Annotated in this window: 11 protein-coding genes; 3 read left to right on the top strand and 8 right to left on the bottom strand. The window is 54.6% G+C overall.

What is annotated here, in order from left to right:
* Positions 1 to 24 precede the first annotated feature (24 nt).
* From CFLAV_RS17245 to moeB, 6 genes are all read right to left on the bottom strand, one after another.
* Positions 25 to 741: a carboxymuconolactone decarboxylase family protein gene (locus CFLAV_RS17245; RefSeq protein WP_007416065.1), complete on the bottom strand. Its 717-nt coding sequence runs from the start codon at positions 739 to 741 to the stop codon at positions 25 to 27.
* A 32-nt stretch (positions 742 to 773) separates the two neighbouring features.
* Entirely contained in the window at positions 774 to 1,811 is a 1,038-nt protein-coding gene (locus tag CFLAV_RS17240; protein WP_007416064.1) for a zinc-binding dehydrogenase, read from the bottom strand.
* Positions 1,812 to 2,040: 229 nt separating this feature from the next.
* Positions 2,041 to 2,946 carry a helix-turn-helix domain-containing protein gene (locus tag CFLAV_RS17235; RefSeq protein WP_237712412.1) on the bottom strand — a complete coding sequence of 302 codons (906 nt, stop codon included), beginning with the start codon at positions 2,944 to 2,946 and terminating at the stop codon, positions 2,041 to 2,043.
* Positions 2,947 to 3,450: 504 nt separating this feature from the next.
* Complete coding sequence (locus CFLAV_RS17230) at positions 3,451 to 5,013, bottom strand: IS1182 family transposase (RefSeq protein ID WP_160164605.1); 1,563 nt, start codon at positions 5,011 to 5,013, stop codon at positions 3,451 to 3,453.
* A 222-nt stretch (positions 5,014 to 5,235) separates the two neighbouring features.
* On the bottom strand, positions 5,236 to 8,040 hold the full coding sequence (locus CFLAV_RS17225; RefSeq protein WP_007416061.1) for a hypothetical protein: 2,805 nt from the start codon (positions 8,038 to 8,040) through the stop codon (positions 5,236 to 5,238).
* A gap of 389 nt (positions 8,041 to 8,429) precedes the next feature.
* Entirely contained in the window at positions 8,430 to 9,578 is a 1,149-nt protein-coding gene (gene moeB / locus CFLAV_RS34200; RefSeq protein ID WP_007416060.1) for a molybdopterin-synthase adenylyltransferase MoeB, read from the bottom strand.
* A gap of 116 nt (positions 9,579 to 9,694) precedes the next feature.
* Here moeB and CFLAV_RS17215 point away from each other — a divergent pair, with 116 nt between their 5' ends.
* From CFLAV_RS17215 to CFLAV_RS17200, 3 genes are all read left to right on the top strand, one after another.
* Positions 9,695 to 10,519: a purine-nucleoside phosphorylase gene (locus tag CFLAV_RS17215; protein WP_007416059.1), complete on the top strand. Its 825-nt coding sequence runs from the start codon at positions 9,695 to 9,697 to the stop codon at positions 10,517 to 10,519.
* Positions 10,506 to 10,913 (top strand): cytidine deaminase, encoded by a 408-nt coding sequence (locus CFLAV_RS17210; protein ID WP_007416058.1) that lies wholly within the window; start codon positions 10,506 to 10,508, stop codon positions 10,911 to 10,913. The genes CFLAV_RS17215 and CFLAV_RS17210 overlap by 14 nt, the downstream gene beginning before the upstream one ends.
* 294 nt (positions 10,914 to 11,207) lie before the next feature.
* On the top strand, positions 11,208 to 12,086 hold the full coding sequence (locus CFLAV_RS17200) for a LysR family transcriptional regulator (RefSeq protein ID WP_007416056.1): 879 nt from the start codon (positions 11,208 to 11,210) through the stop codon (positions 12,084 to 12,086).
* A gap of 92 nt (positions 12,087 to 12,178) precedes the next feature.
* Here CFLAV_RS17200 and CFLAV_RS17195 read toward each other — a convergent pair whose 3' ends face one another.
* Both CFLAV_RS17195 and mazG read right to left on the bottom strand, forming a co-directional pair.
* Positions 12,179 to 13,288: an aminopeptidase gene (locus tag CFLAV_RS17195; protein ID WP_007416055.1), complete on the bottom strand. Its 1,110-nt coding sequence runs from the start codon at positions 13,286 to 13,288 to the stop codon at positions 12,179 to 12,181.
* A gap of 43 nt (positions 13,289 to 13,331) precedes the next feature.
* Complete coding sequence (gene mazG, locus CFLAV_RS17190; protein WP_007416054.1) at positions 13,332 to 14,003, bottom strand: nucleoside triphosphate pyrophosphohydrolase; 672 nt, start codon at positions 14,001 to 14,003, stop codon at positions 13,332 to 13,334.
* Positions 14,004 to 14,008 lie beyond the last annotated feature (5 nt).

Raw genomic sequence — 14,008 nt, 5'->3', positions numbered from 1 at the left:
TTGTGGATGGCGAAATTTAGAAACTTACTTTTTTCGGCTTTCGAACACATCTTTTACTACCGGCACGGCGGACATAACGTTTGGCCATCCGGCGTAAAAGAGCAGGTGGGTTAATACCTCTGAGGCTTGCGCTTTCGTTAGGCCGTTATCCATGGCACGATTCAAGTGAAACGTGATTTGCGCGACTTGGCCGCTGGCAATTAACGCACTGACAGTGATTAAACTGCGATCACGGGGAGCAAGCGCAGGACGCAGCCACAAATCATGAAACAGCGGATTGCTCGTGTATTGCACCACGCCCTGTGAAACGGGACCTATGTTTTGTTCAACTGCAGCTGCTCGCTTTGATTCGGCAGCATCGTCGAGCGGCAACAACTGGCCTGAAGCGGAAGGAATCGCGTCAGTGCCAATCCCTCGTTCCTCGAAAACGTCATTGGCCACGTTCGTTGCTGCCATCGCATTCCCCCACCCGGAATAGAACGCGAGATGTGTTATCACTTCAGAAATCTCTGCTGGCTTCACTCCGCTATCAAGTGCGCCATTGATGTAAGTGGCCAACGCGGCTGGCTGGTTGCGTGCAATCAGTACTGCAACTGTAACCAAACTGCGGTCGCGCGCAGAAAGATCAGGCCGCTGCCAGACTTCGTTAAGTGTTGTTTCGGTGTAACGCTCAAGCGCTGGCGCAATCTTGCGAAAGGCATGAGCGCTTCGGTCCTTTGGATTATTCTCATTACTGTTCATAAGCTATTACTCCTTTCTCATGTTTCCTTAGTTCACGGTTTCACCATCACTTTGATGGCTTCGCGTTTGTCCATGGCACGGTAGCCGTCCGGCACCTCGTCGATGCCAATCACGCGGTCAAAGACGCAGCCGGGCTGAATGCGACCCTCAAGCACATCGGGCAACAGCTCCTGGACATAGGCGCGGACCGGCGCGGGGCCACCGCTGATGGTAATGTTTTTATAGAACGTCGGTTCCCAGGCAGGAGCCTTTGGATAATGAGGAACTCCGACGCGACCGATCGCACCACCTGGTCGCGCGATATTGACAGCCGTGAGCATGGATTGTTCGGTGCCGACGGATTCGAGCACGGAATGCGCACCAAAGCCGCCAGTGATCTTACGAACCTGCTCAATCGCTTCATCGCCCCGCTCCTTTACGATGTCCGTTGCGCCGAATTCCTTTGCCAGCGCGATCCGAGTCGGATGCCGTCCAAGCAAAATAATTTGTTCGGCGCCGAGGCGTTTGGCAGCGATGACACCGCACAAGCCGACGGCGCCGTCGCCGACGACTGCGACTTTTTTGCCGGGAGCGACTCTTGCCGCAACGGCTGCATGATGGCCAGTTCCCATTACATCCGAGAGCGTGAGCAGAGAAGCCAACAGCGCGTGATCCTCACGGACTGGCAGCACGAAGAGCGTGCCGTCCGCAAACGGTATGCGAATTGCCTCAGCCTGCGCTCCGCCCACTCCTTCACTGAAGCCAAAAAATCCGCCATGAACGCAAGATGTTTGCAAGCCTTCATGGCAAAACGCGCATTCGCCGTCGGAGAAGGCAAATGGCATCATGACGAAATCGCCTTTTTTGACCTTCTGCACCTGTTTGCCAACGGCTTCAACGACGCCGACCGCCTCGTGGCCCATGCGGCGGCCTTTTTCCGTGGGGGCCAAATCCTTGTAAGGCCACAGATCGCTGCCGCAGATGCAGGCGCGAGTGACACGCACCAGCGCGTCGGTGGGATTCACAATAGTGGCGTCGGGGACGTTTTCAACCCGCACGTCGCCAGCACAATACATTATTGTTGCACGCATAAATGTCCTTTCGTTCTCTTGATAAATTCGTTCTTCATCAGTCTCTCCTCTGTGATCAATCTACTTCGGGCCGATGAATCTGTCGTAGCTGATGATTGTCTCATCGTGTTTGCACTGTTTCGCGTTTCCCATATCGGGTTAACGCAAGCACATTGCCTCAAGTGAATGAGTCCTTCTCTCGCGATCCTGCGCTCCCTGTTGTAATCCTGCGGGAAACTAAGAATCTGTTTTAAAGCGAGCTTCGGAATTGATTTGGAGTGACGCCTACTACGCGTCGGAAGACTTGCGCGAAATGGCTGGGGCTGGTGTAGCCCACTTCGAGGCCAATGTCGATGAGACTGCGTGAAGTTTCGCGGATCAATTGCTGGGCGCGCGTGACACGTTGGCGGGTTACAAACTGCAGCGGAGTCATGCCCGTGGACTCCTTGAAAACATGGGCAAAATGCGAGGAACTCAGTTCCACCAGTTCGGCGAGTTGTTCGATTGATATTGCCTCTGCGAGATGCCCGGTGACGTAATCCTCGACCTTGCGAAGTTGGCGAATGGGGAGGCCGCCGCGATAGGCTAGCGTTTTGGCGGCGGCATCGGTGTATTTTTCAACCAGATGCGCGGCGAAGAGTTGAGTGAGCGCTGCGATCAGGGGCGATTTGCCGGGCACGCGTGCGGCGAGAAGCTCGGCGCAGGTGAGGCAGATGGGCCAAAGGATTTCGTCGCGTCCAAAATAATCAACGACCTGCACGTGGTCTGCCTTTCCTGGATAACGCGCCTCAAGCGCGCCCAAAAACGGCTCAACGGCGATGTGGATGGAAAGGTTATCGAGTTCCTCGCCGGGCGGAGACCGGAAGTCTACTTCGTATGGTGTGCGCGAGCGTGTGACAAACAGGTCGCCTCCGTGGATCTGTCGCGTGATCCATGTCCCACCCACGTCCCGTTCACGGAATTCCGCCATACCTCGAAGATTGCAGGAAATGTGAGGTTCTGGAGTGGCGGGCACGAGAAAATGATCCACCACGCGTGGAAGCCGCCAGCGCCGGGCATAAAGTCCTGGCCATTGGAGCGCCACGCTATCTGCCACCACTTCGCCTGCGAGATATTGTGGAAAGGCGGCGGCCGTACTGCGATCAGGGGTGGTCATTTTATTTGCCATTAAAGATACGCTATCGAATAGTTTAGCAGAAGCTGTTTGGAAATTGAATGCTTTGTTGCTTCGGAACTCCACGGACTGTCTGTCAATCTTCTCCATCTTCATTCATGCCTCATGAATCTGAGGCAATGTCAGGGAACGCGCGGCAGGTCTTTCCAGACGGGGCGTTTCCATGCGGGCATTATTCCATACGCCAATTGATGGCTGGCGCACTTGGTTGGAGGCATGGGTCGCGCACGCGTTGGGCGTGCCCGGTTTGTTGTCAGGCCAAGCCGGTTTGGAAACCGGCGCTCCGGTGAGGTGGGATTGAGTCGTGGGGAGGGTGCGAGGGTGGAGACGGGAATCAATGGATAATTGATAATGGATAATTTATAACGTCGGAAAAAAATCCAGGTGGGAATGGATCGTGGGGCGCGTGCGCGGTTGGAAGCAATTCAGAGGGATTAAATCGCGGGCCATGTCAGGGCGTCCGCAGAGAGACTGTCTCAAAAGTTTTTAGCTAGCACAGGCTTGATTCGAGTTGGAGCGGGCGAAGAAAGTAGAAGACGCTAACGGTGATCTTCGTCCTGCCATATGCCGGGTAGCGGTTGTGAGTGCGAAGCCCCACTTTTTGCGTTGCCGCATCAGCCGAGCCGCCATTTGTGCACCCACCGGCCGGGTTCCCCTTTTTGTCCGCCAGGTTTGATAGAGCACCCGCAGGTTGAGGGTTGCGCACAGCATGGCCCACTGGGTTTTTACTGCTGCCAGTCCCCACACAGTCCACCGACGGAAGCCCTCATGTTGTTTGATCTGGGCAAAAATGCGCTCAATGATCTGGCCCCGCTGGCTCCAGAGTGCCCGGGCCGGTGGTTCTTGAAGACGCTCTCGCATCGCCTGCACCTGGGGCGTGTGGGGCCGCACTTCCAGTTGCCGTCCCTTGGGGTCACGCGTGCACTGCGCCCGCACCGGGCAATCGCGCCAGTGGCAGCGATAACGCTCAACGCGCTGGCCTTTGTTGGTGGTGTGTCCTTCGTGATCCAGTTTTTTGCCCTGGGGACAGGTGACCGTCCGCTCCTTGGCGTCATAGTGGAAGTAACGCGTGGCGTAGGGTTGGTCCGCCGTGGAGGAGCCCTCCATGGGCGGAGCCAGCACATTTAAACCTTTTTCACTCGCTGCCCGCAAATCGGCTCCTGCTCCGTAGCCGGTGTCGGCCACGGTCAGGGTGTTCAACGCGGCGATGCCAACGTTTTCACGTCCTTGTTCAATCATCGGCACCAACTGTTCCACGTCCGTCTCCTGCCGGGTGGCCTCACAGGCCACGATGACGCCCGTCTTCTCATCAGCCAGGGCTTGCGCGTTATAGGCAAAGCGGTTTTTGCCATCCACCTTCATGCGCCGGGCCTCAGGCTCCACGGGATGATAGTAAGCGCGCCCGTCGGCGGCCAGTTGCGCCAGACCGCCTTTGATTTGTTCCCGCAACGCCTGACGCTCAGCCAGGCCAGCTGGCAGACGATAGCCCGGTTGTGCCCGCTCCTCCTGCACGATAGCCAGCTCGGTATGGGCCAGGGCTTCGTCCAGCGCGCTCAAAAGTTTTTCCATATATTCGCGGCTCCAACTGCTGGGGCCGGCGGCGCAGGCTTCGATTTTCGTGCCGTCCAAAGCCTGCAACGCCAGACCGACGCAGCCAGCTCGCACGGCCACCTGCACGGTTTGCTTGAAAATCTCGCGCAATGCCCTTTGGTTATCACGCCAGAAACGCCAGAGACTGTTGTGATCAGGTTGAATCAGCCCAGTCAGCCAGAGCAGGGACAAGTGCTCCCGACAGGCTGCCTCCAGTTTGCGCGTGGAGCGAATGCGGTGAAAATAACCATAGAGCCAGATCTTGAGCAGCAGACTGGGCGCATACGGCGGACGGCCTTCGGTGGCTGAAGGCATGACGAAACCCAGCAATGACAAATCGAGCTGGTCGACAAACTCGCGCAGGAAGCGGGCCGGATGATCCTTGGGCACCCAGTCTTCCAAGGCTGGAGGGAAAATAAACTGCTGTCCGTAATCAGGAGCAATCGCGTGAGCCATCATTTTCTTGGACGCTCCCCCCAAAAAACACATTCAAGTTTTGAGACAGTCTCCAGAGGTACGCCCTACCCTACAATTGTTTGCTGGCGCGAGGATTGCAATCATGGGTCGCGTGCGCGGATAAGCTCGATGGGATGAATGGAATCACCAACGGTGTCAGAATTCGACGGAGTCTCATTCCACCGAATAATTAATTGCTGGCGCGGTGGGGAGCGGCTCAGGGTTTCATGGATAGATCAGGCGGTAAAAACGGGTGCCGGTGGGTGGGCTGACGATGATGAAATTATTTGTGCCATCATTATGCACCGTTTCGGTGGGTGTGCTCCAGCTTGCCAAGTTGAGGTTTGATTTTTGCTGGAGGTTCCAACCTGTCAATGGCAAGGGCCAGGAGACGAGCACGGTATTCGTGGAGGTCACGGCAATTGTCAGCTCGGGATTTCTCCCGAGCCGCGCCACGCCAAAGGAACCGCCGGCATCGCCTGCGATCACGGGGCGACCGGATGCGTCGAGCGTCAGCGCGTAGGCATATTCGTTTGTGCCGGTGCCAAAATCGATCAAAGTTGTGCCTCCCGTGCCGAAGGAACCATCGATTGAACCATCGGAGTTGTAACGTTGCGCGAAGAATTTGAAGTTCACGTTTTGACTGGAACCGGCGATGACGATTTTGCCGTCGGGTTGGAGTGTGAGCGCGGTGGCGTAGTCAGCCGCAGCACCCACCTGGTTGATCACGGAACCGCCGCTGCCGAAGGAATTGTCGACGGTGCCGTTGGTGTTGAAGCGGGCGATGGCGACGTAGCTGTTGCCTCCCAGGGCAGCGCCACCAGCCATCAGGATTTTTCCATCAGGCTGGAGGGCCATGGAGTAGCCGATGTCCAGTGTTCCAGCGGCAACAGTGGCCGAGACACGGCCCAGGGAGCCGAAGGAGAAATCGAGCGCGCCATTGGTGTTGTAACGCGCCATCGCAAAATCTTCCTCAACACCGGAACCCACGACGAATTCCGTAAATCCACCGAGCAGATACTTTCCATCAGGTTGCAGTCGCATGGCGTATGCCTCGTTGATGCTCGGCGAGGTGAAACCCGTTGTCACCTTGCCGCCGCTGCCAAAGGTGGCATCCAATGTGCCATTGGTATTGTATCGGGCCAGGGCGAAAGTGGCATAGCCGCTGGTATCGCTTGCATCGCCTGCGGCAATAATTTTTCCATCGGGCTGGCTCAGCAGCGAGAGCACCTCGGAAGTTCCGCTGAAGGAGGTAACTATTCTGCCGCCAGTGCCAAAGGAAGGGTCGGGAAGGCCGTTGGTCTGGAAACGAGCCAATGCGAATGACTGCGAGCTGGTTGATCCGCCAGCGACAATTTTGCCGTCGGGTTGGATGGTCACGGCCGAAGCGACATCGTTTGAGCCCAGCGCGATGACCCGGCCGCCAGCACCGAAAGAGGGATCGAGCAGGCCATTGGTCTGATAACGAGCGAGCGCCATGAAGTTTTGCACCCCGTTGTTTCCAGAACCAGCAGCGATGATTTTGCCATCTGCCTGGACTGCCAGAGCCTTGGCCCGGGAACCGATGTCCGAGACATCGGCGGTGATGATGCCGCCGGTGCCGAAGTTGGTATCAAGGATTCCTGTGGAGGTAACGCGGGCCGCCATCATGACGCTGTTGTGCCCATTGATCTCTCTGGTGCCGGCCACCACGTATTGACCCGCCTGCAATCCGAAGGCGGCTGCGACATCATACGCCCCGGGACCGGTCGGGATGACGAGTTTTCCGGTGCCATTGAAAGTGGTATCAAACGCGCCAGCGGCGGTGTAACGGGCAAGGGTAAAATAGTCCCCACTGCTGGCGTTGGCATAACCGGCCACCACGATTTTGCGGGGCTGAGACAAATCTCCCTGGACAACCACGCCGACGCCGTAGTCTCCGAAACCTGGGACGCTGGCAATGATATTGGTGGTAACGCCCCCACTTCCGAAAGAGGTGTCCAAAGAGCCATCCAGAAGGTAGCGGACAATAGTCTGGTAAACATGGTTGTTGCCCGAGAAATCCCAATGATATCCCACTACAACCAATTTATCCGGATTTTGCACTGTGAAGTTTCCCAGTTGGTAACCGACGGCCTGAGCTTCGTCGATGTATGAGACAGTGGTAGTAGTAGTCTTCGTCAGCACCCGGCCGGTCCCGCCAAAAGCGGTGTCCAGCACGCCATTGGTGGTAAAGCGATAGACGGCGAAATCAATTCCATTGTCACCGCTTCTGGTGGCGGAACCAACACCGAGGATATTACCGGTGCCAAGGAGGAGCAGGCCATACACAGCATCGTTCTTGCCTGATGCGGCAACCAGCGCGATGCCGTTGTTGCCAAAGGAAGTATCAAGAACTCCATTGGTTTGATAGCGGGCGACCACCGCACCCACACCACCGGAGGATCCCAGGGACGGCAGCAGGTATCCGCCGACCACGATCTTGCCATCCTGCTGGATTCCCATGGAGGTGATTTTTGCAGCTTGGCCCAGATCTTTGGAAACAATGCCGGTGCCGTTGGTCCCGAAGGTGGTATCCAGCGAACCGTCGGAGTTGTAGCGTATAATGGTAAAGTCAGGATAGGTTGTGCCGATGTTGGCAAAGCCTCCGGCGACGATTTTACCATTCGCCTGCACCTTGATCGCGGTCGCGGCCGCACTATAATAGGTATTTGTCGGCACACCCACAGGAGTGATGACCGATCCGCTGCTGCCGAATGAGGAATCGAGCACGTTGTTTGTGTCAAAACGAGCGAGGACAAATGCGCCGCCCACGCCTGGGTAATCCTTGTTGGCCACGCCGCCGAGGATCAGCTTGCCATCCGGTTGGACTGCCATGGCATAGCCCTGGGCGTTTCCACCGCCGAAACCGGTGCGGACCTTGCCGGTTTTATTGAAGGTAGTATCGAGAATGCCGGGAGCGGCGTGCGCGGAGAAAAATTCTGAAAAGAAAATTGAGAACGTCAGCAGCAAAAACAGCGTGGGCTTTTTTGAGGCGAGTTTCACTTTCATATCCTTCCGATGGTTTAATTTTGATTAGTCTTTCTGAGATATTGAGACGTTACTTCCCTTCCGTTGTGCATATTCCTCTTTGGCTAAAGCTGTGTTGAGATTTCCGCTTTGGCTCCATGCATTCCTTCCAAAACGTCTTGACCCAACCAGTCAGGCCCGGAATTTAACCCGGGCGATGATATCTTTCAAATTTTGATTTTCAGAAATACTAATGGGATTGCGCTGCGGGTCGCGTGCGCGGTCGTGGCAATTGGAGTTGTGAGATCGGGGGAATTGTTAGTGCGGCGCGCACGGAGTGACGTGCCCTACCTTGAAAAAAAGAGACGCCGCTGAGGGCGTCTCGGGTGACTGACAAAAATATGTTTAAGGAGCGTGAACTAAATTTGGCTTTAATACTTGGCGACGGAGTGGTCGATTTCGTCAGACCAGGCGTTGATGCCGCCTTTAACGCTCTTGACGTATTTGTAGCCTTGTTCGCGGAGGAACTTCAGGGCTTTCATGGAACGGACACCGCTCTTGCAGTGGATGTACAACTGCTGGTTGGGATCGAGTTCGGTGAAGCGGTTCGGGAGTTCGCCGAGTGGAATCTGGGGGACGCTATCGACGTGGCAGATTTCGTATTCGTCGGGGTCGCGGACGTCGATGACCTTGATGTTAAGCTTGGGGTCGTCGAGGGCGCGTTTCATGTCCTGGACGGTGACTTCATCGGGGTTCGCGGAGGTGACTTCGGGTTCGGTCGGGATGCCGCAGAACACTTCGTAATCGATGAGTTCCTTGATGGTCGGATGGTCGCCGCAGATGGGGCACTTGGGATCGCGACGGAGCTTGAGCTCGCGGAACTTCATGTCGAGGGCGTTGAAGAGCATGAGGCGTCCGGTGAGGGAGGTGCCTTTGCCGATGGCGAGCTTCAAAATTTCGGTGGCCTGGATGCAGCCGACGATGCCGGGGAGGACGCCGAGGACGCCGCCTTCAGCGCAGCTGGGAACCATGCCGGGTGGCGGGGGTTCGGGATAGAGGCAGCGGTAACAAGGTCCGCCGAGGTGCGGTGCGAAGACGCTGGCCTGGCCATCGAATCGGAAAATGGAACCGTAGACGTTGGGTTTCTTGAGGAGAACGCAGGCGTCGTTGGTGAGATAACGAGTCGGGAAATTGTCGGTGCCGTCGACGACGATGTCGTATTGGCGGATGATGTCGAGGGCGTTTTCGCTGGAGAGCCGGGTGTTATGGATGACGACTTCGCAGGTCGGGTTGATGCCGAGAATGGTTTCCTTGGCGGAGTCGGCCTTGGGACGTCCGACGTCGGCAGTGGCGTGTATGATCTGGCGTTGGAGATTGGAGAAATCGACGGTGTCGAAGTCGACGATGCCAATTTTGCCGATGCCGGCGGCGGCGAGATACATGGCGATGGGGGAACCGAGGCCGCCAGCGCCGATGCAAAGGACGCTGGTGGAGCAGATTTTCTTTTGTCCGGCCAGGCCGACTTCGGGCAGGATCAGGTGGCGGGAGTAACGCCGTATTTGGTCATTGTCTAATTCCATATATCTATTTCTCTAAGAGGTGCGAGCGTAGTGCAGAAATAAAATAAATCAAGTCGATGAAATGAGGATTGGAAATGTGCAAAGTGGATGGATAGAATCGCAGGATTCGAATCAGGATGAATGCTCAATTAAATCCACTAATCACGGCGCAGCAATTAGGCAGGCTGTCCCAACTTAGGCCAACGCTTGCCATCGTTTTGGGCAGCGGTTTCCAACAGGCAATCGCAGAGATGCGAATCGAACTGGAAATCAGCTACGAAAAGTTGAAGGGATTTCCACCGGTGGGAGTCAGTGGACATGCAGGGAAGTTGATTTTGGGGTATCTGGGGAAGACGCCGGTGCTGGTTTTGAGTGGTCGGGCGCATTACTACGAGGGTCACGAGATGGAGCAAGTGACTTATGCGACGAGAGTTCTGGCGGAATTTGGGATTCGCGATTTGTTGCTGACCAATGCTGCAGGCGGGGTAAACCGGAAGTTCAAGGCGGGCGATTTCATGGTGTTAACGGATCATATTAACTTCATGGGAATCAATCCGTTACGAGGACCGACGATAGCGAAATTGCCGCGTTTTGTGGATATGACGTGCACTTATGACCAGCAATTGAGTCAGTTGCTGCATAAGGCGGGGAAATTGTGCGGATTGAAGCTGCAAAAGGGGGTTTACCTGGCGGTTTCGGGTCCGAGCTATGAAACCCCGGCAGAGATACGCGCCTTTGCGACCTTGGGGGCGGATGCGGTGGGGATGAGCACGGTTCCGGAGGCGATTGTGGCGCGTCAATGTGGCATCAATGTAGCGGGTGTCTCGTGCATAACGAATTTAGCGGCAGGCTGTGGCGGGGATACGCTCTCCCATGCCGAAGTGCTTGAGACTGCCGAACGAGTGAAGAATATGGCAGCGCGATTGCTTAACAGTTTTGCAAAATTGTATGCGAAGGGCTGATAAGAGAGCGGAACTGGTCGCGGCGGCATTGAAAGCACGCCAAATGGCCGTGGCACCCTATTCGAAATTCCAGGTGGGGGCGGCGTTATTGACGGACAAGGGTGAAATCATCACCGGCGCCAACGTGGAAAGCGCAAGTTATGGCCTGACCTGTTGCGCTGAGCGGGTTGCTTTGTTCAAGGGTTTGACGGAGGGTTTTAAGAAGTACGTGGCGGTTGCGGTGGTGGCTCGTGCACCGGGCACTCCAATGCCGTGTGGAGCGTGCCGGCAGCTTTTATCGGAATACGCCCCGGATGCGAAGGTCTGGACTGCCGACAGTAAGTTTCCAAAAAAGATAAAGGAATTCACGGTGCGCGAACTTTTGCCCGCGGCCTTTCTGGATGTTCCTTCTTAAATTGGTAATTTTATTTGGAGAAAACACGTATGTTAATTAAGTTAAGTTCAGAGAGTTGTCGTTGCGTACCATGAAGTCTGACGTCGTTTTCGGATTGGAAAAAGCATTTTGGCCCACGCTCCTGCTGGCTGCGGCCGGCGTGGTTTGCAATGCCGGCATCGGACGAAATCACCTATTTACAAAACCCTTCACCGGTCAGGACCTCCTGCTGAAGGTCAAACACGCATTGTCATCATCAAGTTACCCTACACCTGTTGACTGACTGGACAGTTTTGGATTCAATAAACATAACTTATGCAAATCGAAAGTCTCAAAGTCTTCTGCGATTTGGCTGAAACTGAAAGTTTCACCAAAGCCGCACAGATTAATAATGTCACTCAATCGGCGGTCAGCCAGCAGATAAGTTCTCTTGAGAGGCAGTTCAAGTCCCTTTTGATTGAACGCAGCAAAAAAAAGTTTCGGCTTACGCGCGAAGGTCAGGTGCTTTACGAATTTGCCAAGCAGATCATCCAGACTCACGATTCATTGCATAGCAAGTTGCAGGAGATTAAGGACATTATTTCCGGCACCATTCGTGTCGCCACCATTTATTCAATCGGACTTCACGACCTGCCGCCCTACATCAAAAAATTTCTCAAGAGTTATCCGACGGTCAATGTGCACGTGGAATACCGTCGTGCAAACCAGGTTTATGACGATGTGCTGAGCAACGTTGTTGACGTGGGTTTGGTGGCGTATCCCACTCGTGAAAGCAAGCTGGAAACTGTTTCCCTGCGCAAGGATCCGCTGGTGCTGATTTGTCATCCGCAACATCCGTTCGCCAAAAACAAGAGTGTCAAACTCAAGGCGATCACCGGCCAAAAGTTCATCGGCTTTGAACCGGACATCCCCACGCGCAAGGCCTTGGATAAAATTTTAAAGGACACAAACGTTGAGGTGAATCACGTGATGGAGTTCGATAACATTGAAACCGTGAAGCGGGCCGTGGAAATTGATGCGGGTATCTCCATCGTTCCGCAGGGCACGATTTTGCAGGAAGTCGCCAAGCAGACGCTCACTCAAATACAATTGGAAGACGGGGATTTTTATCGCCCGCTCGCAGCCATCTACAAGAAAAACAAGGTGCTGTCACCAGCAGTGAAGCAGTTCCTGGCCATTTTGAAGGAAGGCTGATCGATCTCGAGACTTTCAAGGTTTCATAAGAAAAACGAAAGAGACGACCAATTAAGGCCGTCTCTTTTTATGAAAAGGAACTATCAGTTAAACTACTTAAGATGGGCCGGGTTTAGCGGCTTCAGGTCTTTGGGAATGAACATACCTTCCTTGCGGATGAGTTCGCCATCAAACCACACTTCTCCCCCGCCCCATTCCGGACGTTGAATTAACACCATATCCCAGTGGACGGCTGAACGATTGCCGTTGTCGCAAACCTCATATGCCTGGCCCGGAGTGAAGTGCAACGAGCCGGCAATTTTCTCGTCGAACAAAATGTCGCACATCGGGTTTTGGATATAAGGATTGAAACCAAGGGAGAATTCTCCGATGTAACGTGCCCCGGCGTCGGTGTCCAAAATCTCGTTTAAGCGTTTGGTATTATTGGCGGTGGCTTTGATAATTTTGCCGTCCTTAAATTCGAGATGCACATTCTCGAACTTGGTGCCGGAATAAAGAGTTGGTGTGTTGAAAGTGATATATCCATTTACCGAGTTCTTCACTGGGCAGGAGAAGACTTCGCCATCGGGAATGTTGCGATCACCTTTGCACATTTTTGCACCAATGCCTTTGATGCTGAAGGTCAGATCCGTGCCGGGACTCTTCAAGTGCACGTGATCAGCTTTCTTCATTCGCTTCTCAAGCGGCGCCATCGCCTTCGCCATCTTTTGGTAATCCATGGTGCAGACGTCGAAGTATAAATTCTCAAAGGCTTCCGTGCTCATGCTGGCAGCCTGGGCCATGCTCGGACTCGGCCAGCGCAGGACCACCCAGCGGGTTTTGTTCACACGGTAGTTCAACACCGGGCGCATGATGCGCGAGTACAAGGACATTCGGTCACTCGCCACGTCCGAAGTTTCACTGGCATTCGCGCTTCCGCGAATCGCGATATAGGCCTGCATTTTCTTCATCCGGAACATCTCGAGGTCACGGACCAATGCAGCATGCTTGTCATTTGTGTCCTTTAGCACCTCACGGGTGATTCGCGTGTGCCGCACTTCCACGATCGGGGTTGCGCCTACAGCCCGCACCGCGCGCATCAACTCGACCGTGAACTCATCCGGCACATCGATCATGTCGAGCAATGCCTTGTCTCCCTTTTTCAACTCTGTTGAATATTCAACCAATAATTTCGCCAGTTTCGCGTATCGTGGATCAGTCATATCAATGTTTAAGTAAGCACAGAAGTGCGGATTGTCACAAAAATTAGTTCGTGGTTTTCTTGCGTTCGCGCGCCTTCTCCAGTTTTCGAAGGTTGCGCTCTTCCTTTTTCATCTCTGCGCGCAGCAAGCTCTCGGCCGACCATTTATTTCGCTGGGCATATTTGGTCAGTTCAAACAACCTGCGGCCAACAACCGCCTTGGAGAGCTTGCCGGTCCCGGCGCCTGCTTCCAACAACCCGGCTTTGCGCGCTTTCTTAAGCAGCTTTTCTGTTCGCATCAAGGCTGGCAGGTGTTTGGGGATGCCATCCAGCGCCGAAGGGCGCTCATGCTTGGTGCCCTTTTTCTCGGCTTTCTTGATCTGCTCCCACTGCGCCCATACCGCATCCACTGTTTTTACTTTTGAATTACCAAAAACGTGCGGATGCCTTCGAATCAATTTATCCACAAGATGGCGAGCGACCTTTTCAAAATTGAAGGCACCTCGTTCCTGCGCCATTTGACAGTGAAATACCACTTGTAATAAGAGGTCCCCCAACTCTTCAGCCATCTCATGATCGTCACCAGCCTCGATGGCATCCATAAGCTCATAAACCTCCTCGACGGCATGCCAACGTAAGGATTTATGATCCTGCTCACGATCCCAGGGACATCCCTTGGGTGAACGCAGCCTGGCCATCACCTTCAGCAAATCTTCAATCGCAGCAGTCTTTGGCATAAAAT

The sequence above is a fragment of the Pedosphaera parvula Ellin514 genome, from assembly GCF_000172555.1.
In the GTDB taxonomy this organism is placed as follows: Bacteria; Verrucomicrobiota; Verrucomicrobiia; order Limisphaerales; family Pedosphaeraceae; genus Pedosphaera.
This window is presented reverse-complemented; position numbering and strand designations above follow the sequence as displayed.

What these genes read in the sequence shown, in the direction of transcription:
- CFLAV_RS17210 (WP_007416058.1), top strand. Translation starts at nt 10,506, where the DNA reads ATGCGAAGGGCTGATAAGAGAGCGGAACTGGTCGCGGCGGCATTGAAA.
- CFLAV_RS17200 (WP_007416056.1), top strand. Translation starts at nt 11,208, where the DNA reads ATGCAAATCGAAAGTCTCAAAGTCTTCTGCGATTTGGCTGAAACTGAA.
- CFLAV_RS17240 (WP_007416064.1), bottom strand. Translation starts at nt 1,811, where the DNA reads ATGCGTGCAACAATAATGTATTGTGCTGGCGACGTGCGGGTTGAAAAC.
- CFLAV_RS17235 (WP_237712412.1), bottom strand. Translation starts at nt 2,946, where the DNA reads ATGACCACCCCTGATCGCAGTACGGCCGCCGCCTTTCCACAATATCTC.
- CFLAV_RS17230 (WP_160164605.1), bottom strand. Translation starts at nt 5,013, where the DNA reads ATGATGGCTCACGCGATTGCTCCTGATTACGGACAGCAGTTTATTTTC.
- CFLAV_RS17225 (WP_007416061.1), bottom strand. Translation starts at nt 8,040, where the DNA reads ATGAAAGTGAAACTCGCCTCAAAAAAGCCCACGCTGTTTTTGCTGCTG.
- mazG (WP_007416054.1), bottom strand. Translation starts at nt 14,003, where the DNA reads ATGCCAAAGACTGCTGCGATTGAAGATTTGCTGAAGGTGATGGCCAGG.
- CFLAV_RS17245 (WP_007416065.1), bottom strand. Translation starts at nt 741, where the DNA reads ATGAACAGTAATGAGAATAATCCAAAGGACCGAAGCGCTCATGCCTTT.
- CFLAV_RS17215 (WP_007416059.1), top strand. Translation starts at nt 9,695, where the DNA reads ATGAATGCTCAATTAAATCCACTAATCACGGCGCAGCAATTAGGCAGG.
- CFLAV_RS17195 (WP_007416055.1), bottom strand. Translation starts at nt 13,288, where the DNA reads ATGACTGATCCACGATACGCGAAACTGGCGAAATTATTGGTTGAATAT.
- moeB (WP_007416060.1), bottom strand. Translation starts at nt 9,578, where the DNA reads ATGGAATTAGACAATGACCAAATACGGCGTTACTCCCGCCACCTGATC.